A 13,994-nucleotide genomic window follows, 5' to 3' on the forward strand; every position below is an offset into this window, starting at 1 on the left:
GGCTCCTTGAACTGACTGACGTGGGGTCAAGCGCCAGTGGGTGGCGGGGTTTGTTCCAGCGTAACCAGCGTGCGTGAGCTGGTGAACGTCATCGGTTCTCCGGTGACGGGGTGCCTGATGCTCAGGCTACGAGCCAGCAATTGCAGGGGGCGCGCAGCGTCTGTGACTTCAGGGTCCAAGACCTCTGGATAGAGAGGGTCCCAGCGGATGGGCGTGCCCAGAGCGTTCAGATGAACACGCAGCTGGTGAGTCTGTCCGGTGGTGGGGTGCAGGCGGAGGGCGGCCCAGGCGCCGTGGTTGTCCGACCACGGATCAGCGATCAACGGCTCTATCCGAGTCACCGCGTTGACCGGGCCGTCAACTTCCACGGCCTGAAGACTCCCGCGCAGCTTCTGAATCCGAGATTCCCGGCTTCCAGGTAGTGCTTCCAAGGTGGTGCGGGACGGCAGGCTCACCACGGCCTCATACACCTTGTCAGTGATGCGGTTTTGGAACTGGCGCTGCATCCGGCCGCGAATCTGAGGATCGCGGGTGAGCAGCAGGACACCGGCGGTCAAGCGATCCAGGCGATGCGCCGGTGCCAGGTCTGGCTCCTGGCGCGTGTGGCGTAACAGGCTCAGCGCGGTGTTACGCACGAATGCACCACGCGGGGTGGTGGGCAGCCCGTGGGGTTTGTCCACCACCAGCAGGTGTTGGTCCTGGTAGAGCACCGGTACATCCGTGGGAACTGCAGGCTCGGGCGCGAACGGCCGGTGGTACCAGACGGTCTGGCCGGCGCAGGAATCCGTGGGCTGAACCGTGGCGCCCGCACTGTCCACCATGCCGCACGCCGCAAAAATCCGCACCAACTCAGCAGCGGATTGCGGCAAACGGGTCAGGAGATGCTGCTCCACCGTTTCCGCGGACTCAGGCAAGAGCACGCGCACCGCGTCCACGCCCTCACGGGGCGGAAGCGGGGACATAGAACGACGACGGCGCGGCACAAGAAAATCTTGACACGGTTCGTCACATGGCTGGAAGATTCCCAGGTTAAGTTAGCTCTTACTGCCGTCACAGCGCCACCTGCTTCGGCCTCCCTCACGGGCTGCAGGGGCACCTGAAACCATGATTGCAACGCAGAGAAGACTCACCTCAAAAGGTATATTTCTCGGTCCTAAAGTGTGCGTCATTCATCAATAATTCACTGTGGCAACAAGTTGGCAACAAGAGAGATTTACTGGTCAAATTTAACTCTCTGACTAGGCTCGATGGTGTAATCACTCAAGGAGTCATAGATGTCACGCAGCGTCATCAAGAAACCTTTTAATAATAAATTAACGAAAGGATATTTTCTGGGCGAGATATTAGCGGCGCGGACAGGATTAGAGATTACTGTTGGAGTATGCCAGTCGAATTGCATTCGATAGGTGTTTGAATCGAAAATTTAATCACATCAAGATCTATTACAGGCAGGTGCAGTTAACTTGCGCACCGAGGGGCGAGAATTATGTCTATAGAAAATTCAAAGGTACATCTTTCGAACATTATTGTTCGTGCGACTGGAATCAGGAAGGCGTTTCCCTATGGAAATGGCAGAACTCAAAATACAGTGCTTAATGGCATAGATTTCGAATTGCGTAATAGTGAATTTGTGGCGATAGTAGGACCTTCTGGCTCAGGAAAATCAACTTTACTTTACTGTCTATCCGGCCTTGAGGAATTATCTGATGGTCATGTCAAAATATTTGATCAGGACCTATCTGCGATGAGTAAGCGACAAAAGACGATTATGCGACGTGATAGAATTGGATTTATATTTCAATCGTATAATTTGATACCTTCTTTAAATGTTGTTGATAATGTGACGGTCCCTGGATGGTTGAATCGGCGGTTAGGGGCACGTGCCCGAGCTAAAGCTGCTATCTCAGCGCTGGGAATGACAGATCTTTCCCGTGCCTACCCGGAGACATTATCCGGGGGGCAGCAACAGAGGGTCGCAATTGCACGTGTACTAGCTAGTCAAGCGGACATCATATTTGCTGATGAACCTACGGGGGCATTAGATTCGAAATCTGGAAATAATGTTCTGCATCTCTTGAGGGAATTTGTGGATAATGAGGGACGGTCTGTAATCATGGTCACACATGATTTGCAGCTTGCGAGCGTTGCGGACAGAGTGATAGTGATGCAAGACGGTCTGATTTATTCAGAGCTTAGTCACCCAGATAGCAACACCATATTGCAGGTAATGCAAGGGCTTCCGTCGGCAGGATCTAAGTGATGATTGTAAAAATTGGTATTCGTCAATTCTTGCGAACGTGGCGTGTGTGGCTGGGCATAACAGTATTGGCGTTTGTTTCAACTGCCTTGATTGCATTAAGCGTAATTCAATTAAATACAGCGCGAACATTGAGTGCCGAAGATGGGCGTGCTGTTTTTTCTTTACTGTACGGTCAGGTGGCGTTTGTTGTGGTTGCCGCGGTTATTGCTGCAGGTGGTGGGTCGGGGTTTGCAATCGCTGCGACTCGCCTGGATATAGCAAGGTTACAGCTTGTGGGGGTGACAAGTTTTCAGGCAGCGGCAGTAGTCATTGTCCAGGTCGTATGCGCCGGAACATTTGGAGCTTTGCTCGGTGTTTTGACCGCGCTCCCTTTTGCTCAACAGGTTTTTGAGTGGACAATTAATTTTACGTCAATTGATCATCCTGTGCCGATTGCAGTTGATGTATCAACGTTGACCTTGGTGCCAATTGCGATTGTATTTTTGATGGTCATTGGTGCAGGGCGGGTGATTTTGCGTGTTGGGCGGACGCCGATTGTGCAAGTAATGCAAGGAGCTCAGGTTGACCGTGTAGCATTATTTTCCCTTACTAGGATAGCTATTTTAATAGTTGGCGGGCTAGTTTGCACGGGTCTATTTATTGGAGTGAAGGGCATTCAAGTAGGATTTGGCGGTGAGATTATTGAAAATGACATCTCTACCGTTTTGGGCCTAAGTGTATTATTTATGCTGGCGACATTATGTTTACTGAGTTCGGTTTCTGCGATTTTAATTCCGACTGTATGCTTGGCATGGGCCAGGCTGATACCTGCAAGATGCTCATTTTCTTGGCATTTAGCTCGCAGTGGACTGATGAGGCGGGATGGAAGGAGTGCCGCAACGATATTGCCTATTGCGGTAACAATTGGTCTCCCTGCGGGGTTGATGACGATTTTCTTAACCGTTGGTGGTGGTATGGGTGGTGTTTCGTCGAGTGCTGTGAACGTTGGTGGACTGGCTGTCCTTCTCGGGCCTGCCCTGCTTGTGTCAGCTGTCGGTGCGTCGATGATTGTGTTTATGGGTGGAGCCGCTAGAAAGAGTCGCATTATCTTGGTGCGGGTTATGGGCGGTTCGCGTGGTTTGGTGATACGTACTGGCCTTGCAGAGTCGGTTGTCGTGGTGGTGACTGCGACGGCTATCGCCACAATATTAGCGATTCTTGTTGGACTTGTAGCCAAAATGGGATTTGACCCAGCAATGCAAGTGGATCTTAAGGTGGCAGTGGTGCCGCTGGTCACAGTTGCTAGTTTGGTCTGGTTCCTCGTGGCGGGAATCAATGTTCTTCCTGTTCTGCTGGGCCGTGAACCCATGCTGGCAGATTTTTTCAAAGGTTCCGAGTAGTGCGGTTGTTGGCGGGGGGATTCGGAGTTTTCGGTTTACGAGTGCGCCGCCAGCTCGCCGCCCACTAGTCTGGAAGGTCAGGGTGAGGGTTTGAACGTGTTTAGATAGGGTGGGGGGAATTGTGACTACACCAGCCAAATCAGCGACCGAGCAGGTGGTGCTGCTGGATGCGCAGCATCAGCCCATCGGAACCGCCCCCAAAGCCACTGTCCACACCACGGACACTCCACTACATCTGGCCTTCTCCTGCTGGGTGGTCAACCGGGAGGGCCAGGTGCTGCTCACCCGCCGAGCCTTGACCAAAAAGACCTGGCCGGGGGTGTGGACCAACTCCTTCTGCGGCCACCCCGGACCGGGTGAAGACTTCCCGGATGCCATCACGCGCAGGGCCGCCCAAGAACTCGGCATGGAGATCGCCGGCCTGCAGGAAATCCTGCCGGATTTCTCCTACCGTGCGGTGGACGCCTCCGGAGTGGTTGAACATGAGTTCTGCCCGGTGTGGGTGGCGCGTGCAGCCTCCGAACCGCGCCCCCACCCGCATGAGATTGCGGAAATCACCTGGGTGAATCCAGCCGACCTCCTGATTGCCTCCCGTGGGCTACCGCGGGTGTTCAGCCCGTGGCTGGTGGAGGAAATCACCGAGCTGCCGCTGCAGCAAGCACTTGGTGTGGATTCCGGTCAGAATTGACCAGCTGGTAGAGCTCCACCACCGGCTGGGGGCCACAAACAGTCCGGACTCCTCAAATGGTCCGCCGCAACCGGAGTCCTTTGGGTGTGGTGGAGAATCCGGCGTGCACCAGGGCCTCACGCACCGCGGTTTCAACAGCACCGGGCCCCAGGACATCTCGTCCGTTGATTTTCTCCACGGTCAGTTTCTCCGCAGCACCCGCGTGGACCAGATCCACCACGGCGGGCGCACACAGTCGGATGAGCCCCGGATCGTCCTGGAACACCAACACGGTCCGTCCGCCCCGCTCCAAATACAGCACCGGCATCCCATCCACTGAGACCACCACCGCGCCGGCTTTGCGACCGGGACGGTGGCGGGTTGAGGCGTCGTCGGAAGTGAAGACTTGCGGCCAGGCCAAGGTGGCACCCCAGGGATTGGCGGGGTCCGTGGCAGCCAACGCCAGAACCACGGGGTCCTTGGGCGTGATGCGAGCTTGTTCGTCATCGGCAAAGCTACGTAAACGATCCACCGTGGAAGCCTGGGCGAACTGTGCGCCGCCCAAACCCTCAATGAAGTATCCGCGGCGCGTTTGTCCGGCGTCCTCCAAGGCGGTGAGCACACGGTAAATCCCGGAGAACCCACCCGGACGATCCTCGGCCTCCACGGCCCCGCGGGTCAGCACCCCGTAGCGGTCCAACAAGAGCTCGGCGCTTGCGCTGGCGCGGACCGTGGCTTCCAGGGGTTCCGGGTTCAGCAGCGACCATCGGCCTGAACTTTGAACATCAGCGGCCGAACGCGGTCCACTGGCTCTGGCACCATTGTGCAACGAGCGCAGGCGGGCGGCCCCGCGGCGTCCTGCGGATCGGGACACCGCAGTCCTGGATTTCTGTTTGTGGGCACCGCCGCCGCCAGCCACCAGGGAGCGCACGGGGGCGAAGGTGTCATTGGTGATCACACCGGCCCACACCAAATCCCACAGCGCGGTGTTCAGCTGCGGCATGGTCACCGTATGACTCCGTTCGGTGAGCGCAGTCACCAACTGGTGGCTGAACCGTGCGGCACCGTCAGCCAAGATTTCCAGGATTCCCGCCTGCAGGGTGTCGGTCACGGCAGCGGCCGTTGCCTTCAGCTCGGCGCGGGGTGGCAGGGTTAGCTCTTGGGATTCGGCAAGATGAAGGGCCAGCCAGCCGTCGTCGCCACTGAGGGAACCGGCCCCTGACCACAGGATCTCCCCGGCGGCCAACTGCTCATCCAGGAGATCGGGTGAGTAGTCACTGATTCGAGCCCGGAGAATCAGCGGTTCCAGTGCGGAGGCGGGTAGCGCCACGCCGCCCAGCTGATCCACCACGGTCAACAGACCATCCGCCCCGCGCAGCTTGGAGCCGGGGCTTGCACTTTGCCACGGCGGCAGGAACCTGGCGTAAACCTCCGCAGGCACGGGCTCAACCTGCTCCCGCAGCGCCGCCAGGGAACGACGTCGAATGCGGTGCAGCACGTCCTTGTCGCACCATTCGGTGGTGCTCGCCGCAGAGGTTCGGGTACCGGAAAGCGAAGGATGGTTCGTGATCTGGTGGGGCTGATCCAGGCGGGCCTCCGCGGGCCGGAATTCGCCCTCCACCACTCGCCGCTGCGTGGAGAGGTGTTCCACGGTGGCTTGCACCACGGCAGCACCCATCCCCAACGCCCGGGCGGCTTCCTCCACCGTGAACGGGCCGTGAGTGCGCGCGTAACGGCCCACCAGATCGCCCATGGGATCAGCCACCGGTTCCAGAAACGCCACGGGCACACCGTGGGGAATGGGTGCCCCCATCGCGTCCCGCAACCGGGCTGCATCCTCCACCGCGGCCAGCTTGATCTGCCCACCCAGTCGCAGTTCAAAAATCCTGTTCTCGCGGGCCAGCTCGTGGGCCCACTCGGATACGACGTCGGCACGTGCGGCCCGTGCATTGGGCCCGTCTGGCTCTGGTTCAGCCGCGAGATCGACTGCTGCGGGATCAACGCCTGTGCCGGAGCTTGAGGGATATCCGGATGCGGTGGGTTCGGTGCGGTCACCATCCGGATCCCGTAGCCGGAGGGCGGCTTCACCCACCGTCAGGGGGCCCAGGAGTCGCAGCAGATCAGCCAGACCCTCCCGCCCACGCAGGCGACGGTGAGGGACAAGGTATTGCAGCTCGGCCTCGGTCCGGGCAATGACCTGGGCATCCAGCAACTCCCGCAACTGTGCACGGCCCAACAACTCAGCCAGCAGATCCGTGTCCAGGGACAGAATGGCAGCCTTGCGCTCCGCCAGAGGGGAGTCACCTTCATAGATGAACTGACCCAGGTACCCGAACAGCATGGTCTTGGCAAAGGCAGAGGGCGTCTCCGTGCTGGTTTCCACCACGCGGATGGTGCGCTGGGAGATCTCCCGGTGAATCTGCTGCAGCGCGGGGAGATCGTAGACGTCCTGCAGGCACTCCCGGATGGTTTCCAACACAATGGGGAACTGCGGGTAACGCCGGGCCACGTCCAGCAGCTGAGCGGAGCGTTGACGCTGCTGCCACAGGGGCGTTCGCCGACCGGGATCACGGCGCGGAAGCAGTAGGGCGCGGGCTGCGCATTCCCGGAACCTGGAGGCGAACAGGGCCGAGGAGCCCACCTGTTCGGTCACAATCTGTTCCAGTTCTTCCGGATCGAACAGGAAAATCTCAGCCCCCGGAGGGTCTTCATCCGTGAGGGGGATGCGCAGCACAATGCCGTCGTCGGAGGCCTGCGCAGCGCTGTCCAAACCCCAGCGTTCTTCAATCCGCGCCCCAATGGCCAACGCCCACGGTGCGTGGACCTGCAAGCCGTACGGTGAGTGCAGAATGACTCGCCAGTCGCCGAGCTCATCCGGGAATCGTTCGATCAGCAATGTGCGGTCAGAAGGAACGTGCCCCACGTTCTCCTTCATCTCCGCCACGTAGGCCTGTAGGTTCTCACGTGCCCAATCATCCAGACCGGCGGCGTTGAGGCGGGCAGTCACAGCGGATTGGTCAGCCCCGGCAACTTCACGCAGGAACGCACCCTGTGCCCGGCCCAACTCCACCGGACGCCCCAGCCCGTCACCGTGCCAGAACGGGAGTTTCCCCGCCTGACCGGGGGCCGGGGTCACCGTCACTCGGTCATGGGTGATTTCCTCAATCCGCCAGGAGGACGCGCCCAGCGCAATGACGTCCCCGGTGCGGGATTCATACACCATTTCTTCATCCAGCTCACCCACGCGCTTGGGTGCCTTGTCCTCCGCAGACCCAACCAGGTGGACCGGGAACAGCCCGCGATCCGGGATGGTGCCACCGGAGGTGACAGCCAACCGCTGGGCGCCGGGGCGAGCGGTCAGCGTGGCCTCCTCCCGGTCCCACACCACCCGCGGTTTCAGTTGGGCAAACTCATCCGATGGGTACCGCCCTGAGACCAGGTCCAACACGGCCTCAAAGGCGCTGCGCGGCAATCCCAGGAAGGGTGCTGAGCGCCGGACCGTGTCCCACCAGTCCTCAACATTCACGGGACCCAGGGCACAAGCCGCCACCGTTTGTTGAGCCAGCACGTCCAGAGGATTGGCAGGGATGTGCAGAGACTCCACCCGCCCGGCCAACATCTGTTCCACCGTCACGGTGGCATCCAGCAAGTCCCCACGGTGTTTGGGGAACAGCTTGCCGATGGAAACCTCACCCACCTGGTGGCCCGCCCGCCCCACTCTTTGCAACCCAGACGCGGCCGATGGCGGGGATTCGATCTGTACCACCAGATCCACCAACCCCATGTCAATGCCCAGTTCCAAGGAGCTGGTGGCCACCACACACCGCAACTGCCCACTCTTGAGGTCTTCTTCAATCAAAGTGCGCTGATCCTTGGACACCGAACCGTGGTGAGCACGGGCGAGCACCGGTGCGGCGCCGTCGTACCGGCCGTGCTGGCGGGAAGGCTCAGCAGCAGGCGAGTCTTCCGTGTGGGCCACGCGGAAAGCGTGGATTTCATTCAGACGCGCGGTCAGCTTCTCCGCCAACCCGCGCGAATTGGCAAACACAATGGTGGACCGGTGCGCCTCCACCAGGTCCACCACACGTTCCTCCACATGCGGCCAAATGGAGGCCACATTGGCTGACTCATCCTCCACAGCAGCGTCCCCGAACGGCGTCCCCGCCAACGACGACGACGCACTCGGACCCCCCAAGACCGTCATGTCCGGCACCGGAACGGTGACGGTGAGGTCCCACTGCTTCTGTGACTCCGGGCGGACCACGGCCACGGGCTCCAGTCCACCCAAAAACCGCGTGACGGTTTCAACGGGCTCCACCGTGGCGGACAGTCCGATGCGCTGGACGGGGCTGTCCAAGAGGTCGTCCAGGCGTTCCAAGGAAAGGGCAAGGTGGGCGCCACGTTTGGTGCCGGCCACCGCGTGGATTTCGTCAATCACCACGGTTTCCACCTGCTCCAAGGCAGAACGCGCCTTGGAAGTGAGCATCAGGTACAGCGATTCCGGTGTGGTGATCAGAATGTCCGGTGGGGAAGCCACCAAGGCTCGGCGGATGGCTTGCGGGGTGTCACCGGAACGTACACCGGTGGAGACCTCCGGAGGCTCCAACCCCATGCTGCGTGCGGTTTGGGTGATACCGATCAGAGGTGAACGCAGGTTGCGTTCCACATCTACGCCCAACGCTTTGAGCGGAGAAATGTAGAGCACTTTGGTGCCCTGCCCAGCGCTGCCGGTGCCACGCGCAGTAACTGGATTGACCGGGCTGGCTGGGCTGTGTGCACTGTCTGGAGTGCTTGGGCTGCTTGGATTGGCTGGGCTGGCTGAACTGGCCGGGCTGTTGGGACTCTCTGCCGCCATGAGGCGGTCAATGCTCCACAGGAACGCGGACAGTGTTTTGCCGGACCCCGTGGGGGCCACCACCAGGGTGTGCTGCCCATCCGCAATGGCATTCCAGGCACCTTCCTGGGCAGCGGTGGGCTCTGTGAAAGCGCCCCTGAACCACCGTTGCGTGGGTTCAGAGAAACGCTCCAGCGCGCTCACAGCTGTACCGGTGGACATGAAAGATCAGACCCCGAATCCCTTGATCTCCAGTTGGCTGATCTTGGGGTTGCCACAGGCTTGGGCTTGATACGGAATGGTCAAGGCTGCGGTGTTCTCCGGCGGGTAAATCATCAAAGCGTCCGAAGTGTGGGCATTGCACACCTGGCCGTAGTCCGCCGCGTTGCTCAGTTTCAGGGAAGCAGAGGCGGATTCCCCTGGGAGGACGGTCACCCCCGCCCCGCCGGCACCGGTCCGTTCAGCGGGAACACCGATCATGGCGCCATCCGCATCCACAAAAGAGACACCGGGGAAGCCCACCAGCTTGCAAGCCTGATGCCCGTTGTTGGTCAATGTCACGTCCAGAACCACCGAACCGGTTGCCGCCTGCTGCGGTGTCACGGAGCCACTGAGTGCATTGGTGTTGCAATTTTCGACCGCGGCGACTGCACCTCCGGGAAGAGCCCCCGGTGGTGGCGTGGTGGTGGGTTGAGCGGACGGAGTATCTGATGTGCTGCCATCACCTGCGTCCGCGGTGGCCGCCGGGGTGTTGGTGCGCTGGTCAGTTGCGGCAGGACTGGTTGCGGCATGGTCTCCCGGCGTTGGTGACTGTGTGGGTGAGGGAGACGCTTGCGGGGACTCGGATGTCACCGTGGTGGTTGGACTGGGGGACTGGGCGGTGGTGGGGGCGGCGTCGTCGGTGGAACCGCAGCTGGTCACAGTGAGGGCTGCCCCGATGGCAACGGCGCAGAACAGGGTCCATGAACGGCGCGGCAGGGCCGATGCCCGTGGCACGGACGGTGCGGGCTGTGGTAGCAACATCTTTGGCTGACGCGGTGACATGGGTGCTCCTGTGGGGGACAGGACCGGACGAGCCGGTGCGAGTCTGAACGCACGGAATGTGCGCTCGATCTCATCTTAGGACTGGCCACAGACAGCACAGGCCCGGGGGTCCCGTACCACCGGCCCGCGTGATGGCTGCCCCAGCAACACCTCTGCGTCAGCAGCACCCCTACCCCAGTAACACCCTGCGCAGATCACCTGGGCGGCAGCGCTGCCCGCAGCACTTCCGCCAAAGTGAGTCCTTCGGCATCCGTACCTTGGGATATCTGCGTGCGGCAGGAGAAACCGTCGGCCAGCACCAGGGTGCCATCAGCCGCTGCGCGAATCTTGGGGAACAGTTCGCGCTCACCCAGGGTTTGGGAAACCTCCAGGTGCCCGGGCTCAAAACCAAAGTTCCCGGCCAGCCCGCAGCACCCGCCACCCACCAGGTCCACGTCCACGCCCAATCGCTCCAGGACTTTCAACTCCGGGTCATAGCCCAGCATGGATTTCTGGTGGCAGTGCACCTGGCACACGGCCTGGGCAGAATGGCCTTTGACTTGGAGCTTTTCAAACGGCCACTCCCCGCCGGCGTCCAGGTGATCGGCCACAAACTTCCCCAGGGTCATGGTGCGCTCGGAGAGTGTTACGGCCCGCGGGTCACCGGGAAGCAACTCGGTGATTTCATCTTGCAGCATCACGGTGCAGGAAGGTTCCAGCCCCACCACGGGGTAGCCCGCATCCAACAGGGGTTCCATGACCCCCAGGGTTCTGGCTACTTCTCGTTTGAGCGCATCCAACTGACCCGTGGAGTGCCAGGTCATGCCGCAGCACACCTCACCCATGGGCATCAGCACCCGGTAACCCATGGCCTCCAAAACCTCCACCGCGGCCTTGCCGGGACCATCACTCATGAAGTTGGTCCAGGAATCCGGCCACAGCACCACGGAGGGTCGGCCTTGGGGGTCTTCTCCTGGGCGCAGGTCCTCACCGGATGCCTTGGCGCGGTTCTTGAACCAGGAGGCCAGCGGCCGGTTGGCAAAGGTGATCATCTCCCGCTGGGTTTCCACACCACCAAGTTTCATGACCGCTTTCTGCAGCGGTTTGATGCGCATGGCCGCGTTGGTCAGCGCGGGGATTCCCGGTACCACGTTCATCAGCCGCGCCAACACGGGCAGCCACCCCATGACCGCGTGCGCCATGGGGCGCCGGTTGGGCCCCACAAAACTGCGCAGGCCCTCACCGTAGTGGTGGTGCAGGAACTCGGACTTGTACGTGGCCATGTCCACGTTGACGGGGCATTCGGTGGCGCAGGCCTTGCAGGACAGGCAGAGGTCCAGCGCCTCCAAGGTCTCCTTGGACTTCCAGCCATCCAGGTTCTCCCCGCGCAGCATCTCCGCCAGGGAACGCATGCGCCCGCGGGTGGAGTGCACCTCATCCTTGGTGGCCACGAACGACGGGCACATGGCACCCACATCCGACCGGCAGGCACCCACTCCCACACAACGATTCAGTGCTCCGGCAACTGACCCGCCGTCGTGGCTGAAAGCGTGCACCGGGGTGAGGTCAAACTTGCGTGCCCCGGGTCCGGGCCGGATGCCCTGGTCAATAGGTTCCGGATCCACCAGAACACCCGGGTTGAACAGCCCATCCGGGTCAAAGGCACGCTTGAACTCACGGAAGGATTGCAGCGCCTCCGGGGAGTAGATGGTGGACAGCAGCGCCGAACGCGCGCGTCCGTCCCCGTGCTCACCGGAGACTGAACCGCCGTAGCGGTGTACCAGCTTGGCAGCACGGTCGATGAATGTCCGGTAGACCTCCAGACCGCTTTCGGTGTTGAAATCAAAGGAGATGCGGATGTGCACACACCCCTCACCAAAGTGCCCGAACGGAATCCCGCGCAGATCCAACTCAGCCAGCAGGGCGTAGAGATCGCGCAGGTATTCACCCAGGTGCTGCGGAGGCACGGCGGAATCCTCCCAACCGGGCCACGCCTCGCCGCCGTCGGGAAGCCGGGTCACAATCCCGGCGCTGGCCTCCCGAATGCGCCACAGTGCCCGGGTCTCCTGCGGATCAGTGACCACGACGGCGTTGCGCACGCTCACCTTGCCCGCCGCATCCACGATGCCCCGCAACTCCTGCGCGCGCTGAGCAGCCTGCTCCAGGGTGTCCCCGCCCACCTCGCAGTACAACCAGCCGTTGCCTTCGGGTAGTTCCTGACCAGCGGTTTCCTGCCCCGGGCGCATGCGCAGTGCATCCAGAAGATCGCCGCCCATGCCCTCGATTGTGGCAACGTCCTTGACTCTCAGGGCGGGGGCGGCCGTTGCGGCGTCGAAAGAATCATCAAAGCTGAGCACAGCCAGGGCGGTGTGCGCCGGCTTGCGGACCAACTTGACGGTCATGCGGGTGATGATCCCGCAGGTGCCCTCCGTGCCCGCGAAAGCCTTGGCGGTGTCAAAGCCGTTTTCTTCCAGCAGGTAGTGCAGCCCGTAGCCGGAAACCTGCCGCGGGAATTGCCCCAGCTCCGTGCGGAACATGGCGCGGTGATGGTCCCGAACAGCCGTGAGTTGTTCGGTCAGTGCAGGCTCACTGGTGCCACCTGCGGTCAGCTCAACTTCCATGCCATCAGCCAGCATGACCGTGACAGCCACAAGGTTTTGCGCGGAGGTGCCCCATGCCACGGAGTGCGAACCACACGCATTGTTGGCCACCATCCCGCCAATGGTGCAGCGGCTGTGTGTGGAGGGGTCCGGGCCGTAAGTCAGGCCGTGAGCAGCAGCGGCATCCCGGAGCTGATCGCAGATCACGCCGGGTTCGATCACAGCGGTCTGGGCGTCAGGGTCAATCGCCAGGATTCGGTTGAAATAGCGGGAGGTGTCGATCACCAGGCCATCGCCGATGGCGTTGCCCGCCACGGAGGTGCCCCCGCCGCGGCCCACCACGGACCAACCGCGCTCGCGGGCCAAGGCCAACAGGGCGCGGATCTCCGCCACGGTGCTGGGCTCGGCCACGGCGGCGGGGAGTCGTCGGTAAATGGAAGCATCGGAAATGTACGCCGCCCGGGTGGTCAAATCCTGGCGCAGCAAGCGCTGGGCTGAAGCGGCCAGATCAGCCTGATTGCCGGGGGTGGCCGAGCTGGCCTGGTTGGTGATGGTCACGGCCGTGATGCTCCGTTCTGGGGACGCAATCCACACTGCCGAGCGTCCGAGTTTGGCTGTTTCACCGTGCTTCAAACGCCCAAAATCGGACGTTCGGCAGTGAAGTGACGGGGTTGTGGTGGATCACCACTCGGGCGCGATGGTGACCTCTGCGCCGTCGAGGTCCTGGGACCATTCCACCTGGCAGGTCAGGCGGGAGTCGTCATGGCGGGTGTCGTCCAGCATGTCCAGAACGTCCTCCTCCTCATCTCCGATGGGGGAGTTCGAGTTGGCGGTTTCGGCTGCCGAGCCCAGGTAGCAGTGGCACGTGGAGCAGGAGGCATTGCCGCCGCAGGTGGCCAAGATGGGGAACTTGTTGCGGGTCAGAGCTTCCATCAGGGACTCATGATCCTGCCACTCCACGCCGTCCGTGCGGGTGCCATCGCGGTCAATCACGTTCACGGTAATGCTGCTCACGGGCGGAATCCTCCTGGCGGTCGGAGAAGAGCCGACCGTTGTGTGCGTTAGAAGTGTCTGCCTCATTCTAGAACCGGACCTGCACAGGGCGAATTTGGGATTGCCTCAGATGGCCCAGCGCAAGCCGTGCGCAGTTTGATACCCCATCAGCGCTGATGGGGTATCAAACTGCGCACGGCTTGAGCACGTGCCCCGGGAACCCGCCTGGAAGCCACCC

Annotated in this window: 8 protein-coding genes and 1 pseudogene; 4 read left to right on the forward strand and 5 right to left on the reverse strand. The window is 61.3% G+C overall.

Features of this window, described 5'->3' with window-relative positions; genetic code table 11:
* Window positions 1-26: 26 nt before the first annotated feature.
* A complete protein-coding gene (locus Q4G32_RS11315) occupies window positions 27-962 on the reverse strand; it encodes a pseudouridine synthase (RefSeq protein ID WP_303351485.1) in 936 nt (311 codons plus the stop codon).
* Between the two features lie 524 nt (window positions 963-1,486).
* Here Q4G32_RS11315 and Q4G32_RS11320 point away from each other — a divergent pair.
* The 3 genes from Q4G32_RS11320 to idi all read left to right on the forward strand — a co-directional run bounded on the left by Q4G32_RS11320 (window position 1,487) and on the right by idi (window position 4,327).
* Window positions 1,487-2,260, forward strand: a complete 774-nt coding sequence (locus tag Q4G32_RS11320; RefSeq protein ID WP_303351487.1) for an ABC transporter ATP-binding protein — start codon at window positions 1,487-1,489, stop codon at window positions 2,258-2,260.
* A complete protein-coding gene (locus tag Q4G32_RS11325; RefSeq protein WP_303351490.1) occupies window positions 2,260-3,639 on the forward strand; it encodes a hypothetical protein in 1,380 nt (459 codons plus the stop codon). The genes Q4G32_RS11320 and Q4G32_RS11325 overlap by 1 nt, the downstream gene beginning before the upstream one ends.
* A gap of 121 nt (window positions 3,640-3,760) precedes the next feature.
* Window positions 3,761-4,327: an isopentenyl-diphosphate Delta-isomerase gene (gene idi / locus Q4G32_RS11330; RefSeq protein ID WP_303351492.1), complete on the forward strand. Its 567-nt coding sequence runs from the start codon at window positions 3,761-3,763 to the stop codon at window positions 4,325-4,327.
* A gap of 52 nt (window positions 4,328-4,379) precedes the next feature.
* Here the strand turns inward: idi and Q4G32_RS11335 are convergent, their stop codons facing one another.
* Both Q4G32_RS11335 and Q4G32_RS11340 read right to left on the reverse strand, forming a co-directional pair.
* Window positions 4,380-9,362 (reverse strand): Lhr family helicase, encoded by a 4,983-nt coding sequence (locus Q4G32_RS11335; protein WP_303351494.1) that lies wholly within the window; start codon window positions 9,360-9,362, stop codon window positions 4,380-4,382.
* A 6-nt stretch (window positions 9,363-9,368) separates the two neighbouring features.
* Window positions 9,369-9,758 (reverse strand): annotated as a pseudogene (locus tag Q4G32_RS11340) (DUF4232 domain-containing protein); the annotation flags it as partial.
* 94 nt (window positions 9,759-9,852) lie between these two features.
* On the opposite strand from Q4G32_RS11340, the gene Q4G32_RS11345 reads away from it, so the two are divergent.
* Window positions 9,853-10,173 carry a hypothetical protein gene (locus Q4G32_RS11345; protein ID WP_303351500.1) on the forward strand — a complete coding sequence of 107 codons (321 nt, stop codon included), beginning with the start codon at window positions 9,853-9,855 and terminating at the stop codon, window positions 10,171-10,173.
* Between the two features lie 205 nt (window positions 10,174-10,378).
* On the opposite strand, the gene Q4G32_RS11350 is transcribed toward Q4G32_RS11345, so the two are convergent.
* Together Q4G32_RS11350 and Q4G32_RS11355 are read right to left on the reverse strand one after the other, a co-directional pair.
* Window positions 10,379-13,270: an FAD-binding and (Fe-S)-binding domain-containing protein gene (locus tag Q4G32_RS11350; protein WP_303351499.1), complete on the reverse strand. Its 2,892-nt coding sequence runs from the start codon at window positions 13,268-13,270 to the stop codon at window positions 10,379-10,381.
* 174 nt (window positions 13,271-13,444) lie between these two features.
* Window positions 13,445-13,777: a 2Fe-2S iron-sulfur cluster-binding protein gene (locus Q4G32_RS11355; protein WP_303351495.1), complete on the reverse strand. Its 333-nt coding sequence runs from the start codon at window positions 13,775-13,777 to the stop codon at window positions 13,445-13,447.
* Window positions 13,778-13,994 lie beyond the last annotated feature (217 nt).

Origin of the sequence: Kocuria sp. (genome assembly GCF_030538595.1) — a bacterium.
In the GTDB taxonomy this organism is placed as follows: domain Bacteria; phylum Actinomycetota; class Actinomycetes; order Actinomycetales; family Micrococcaceae; genus Kocuria.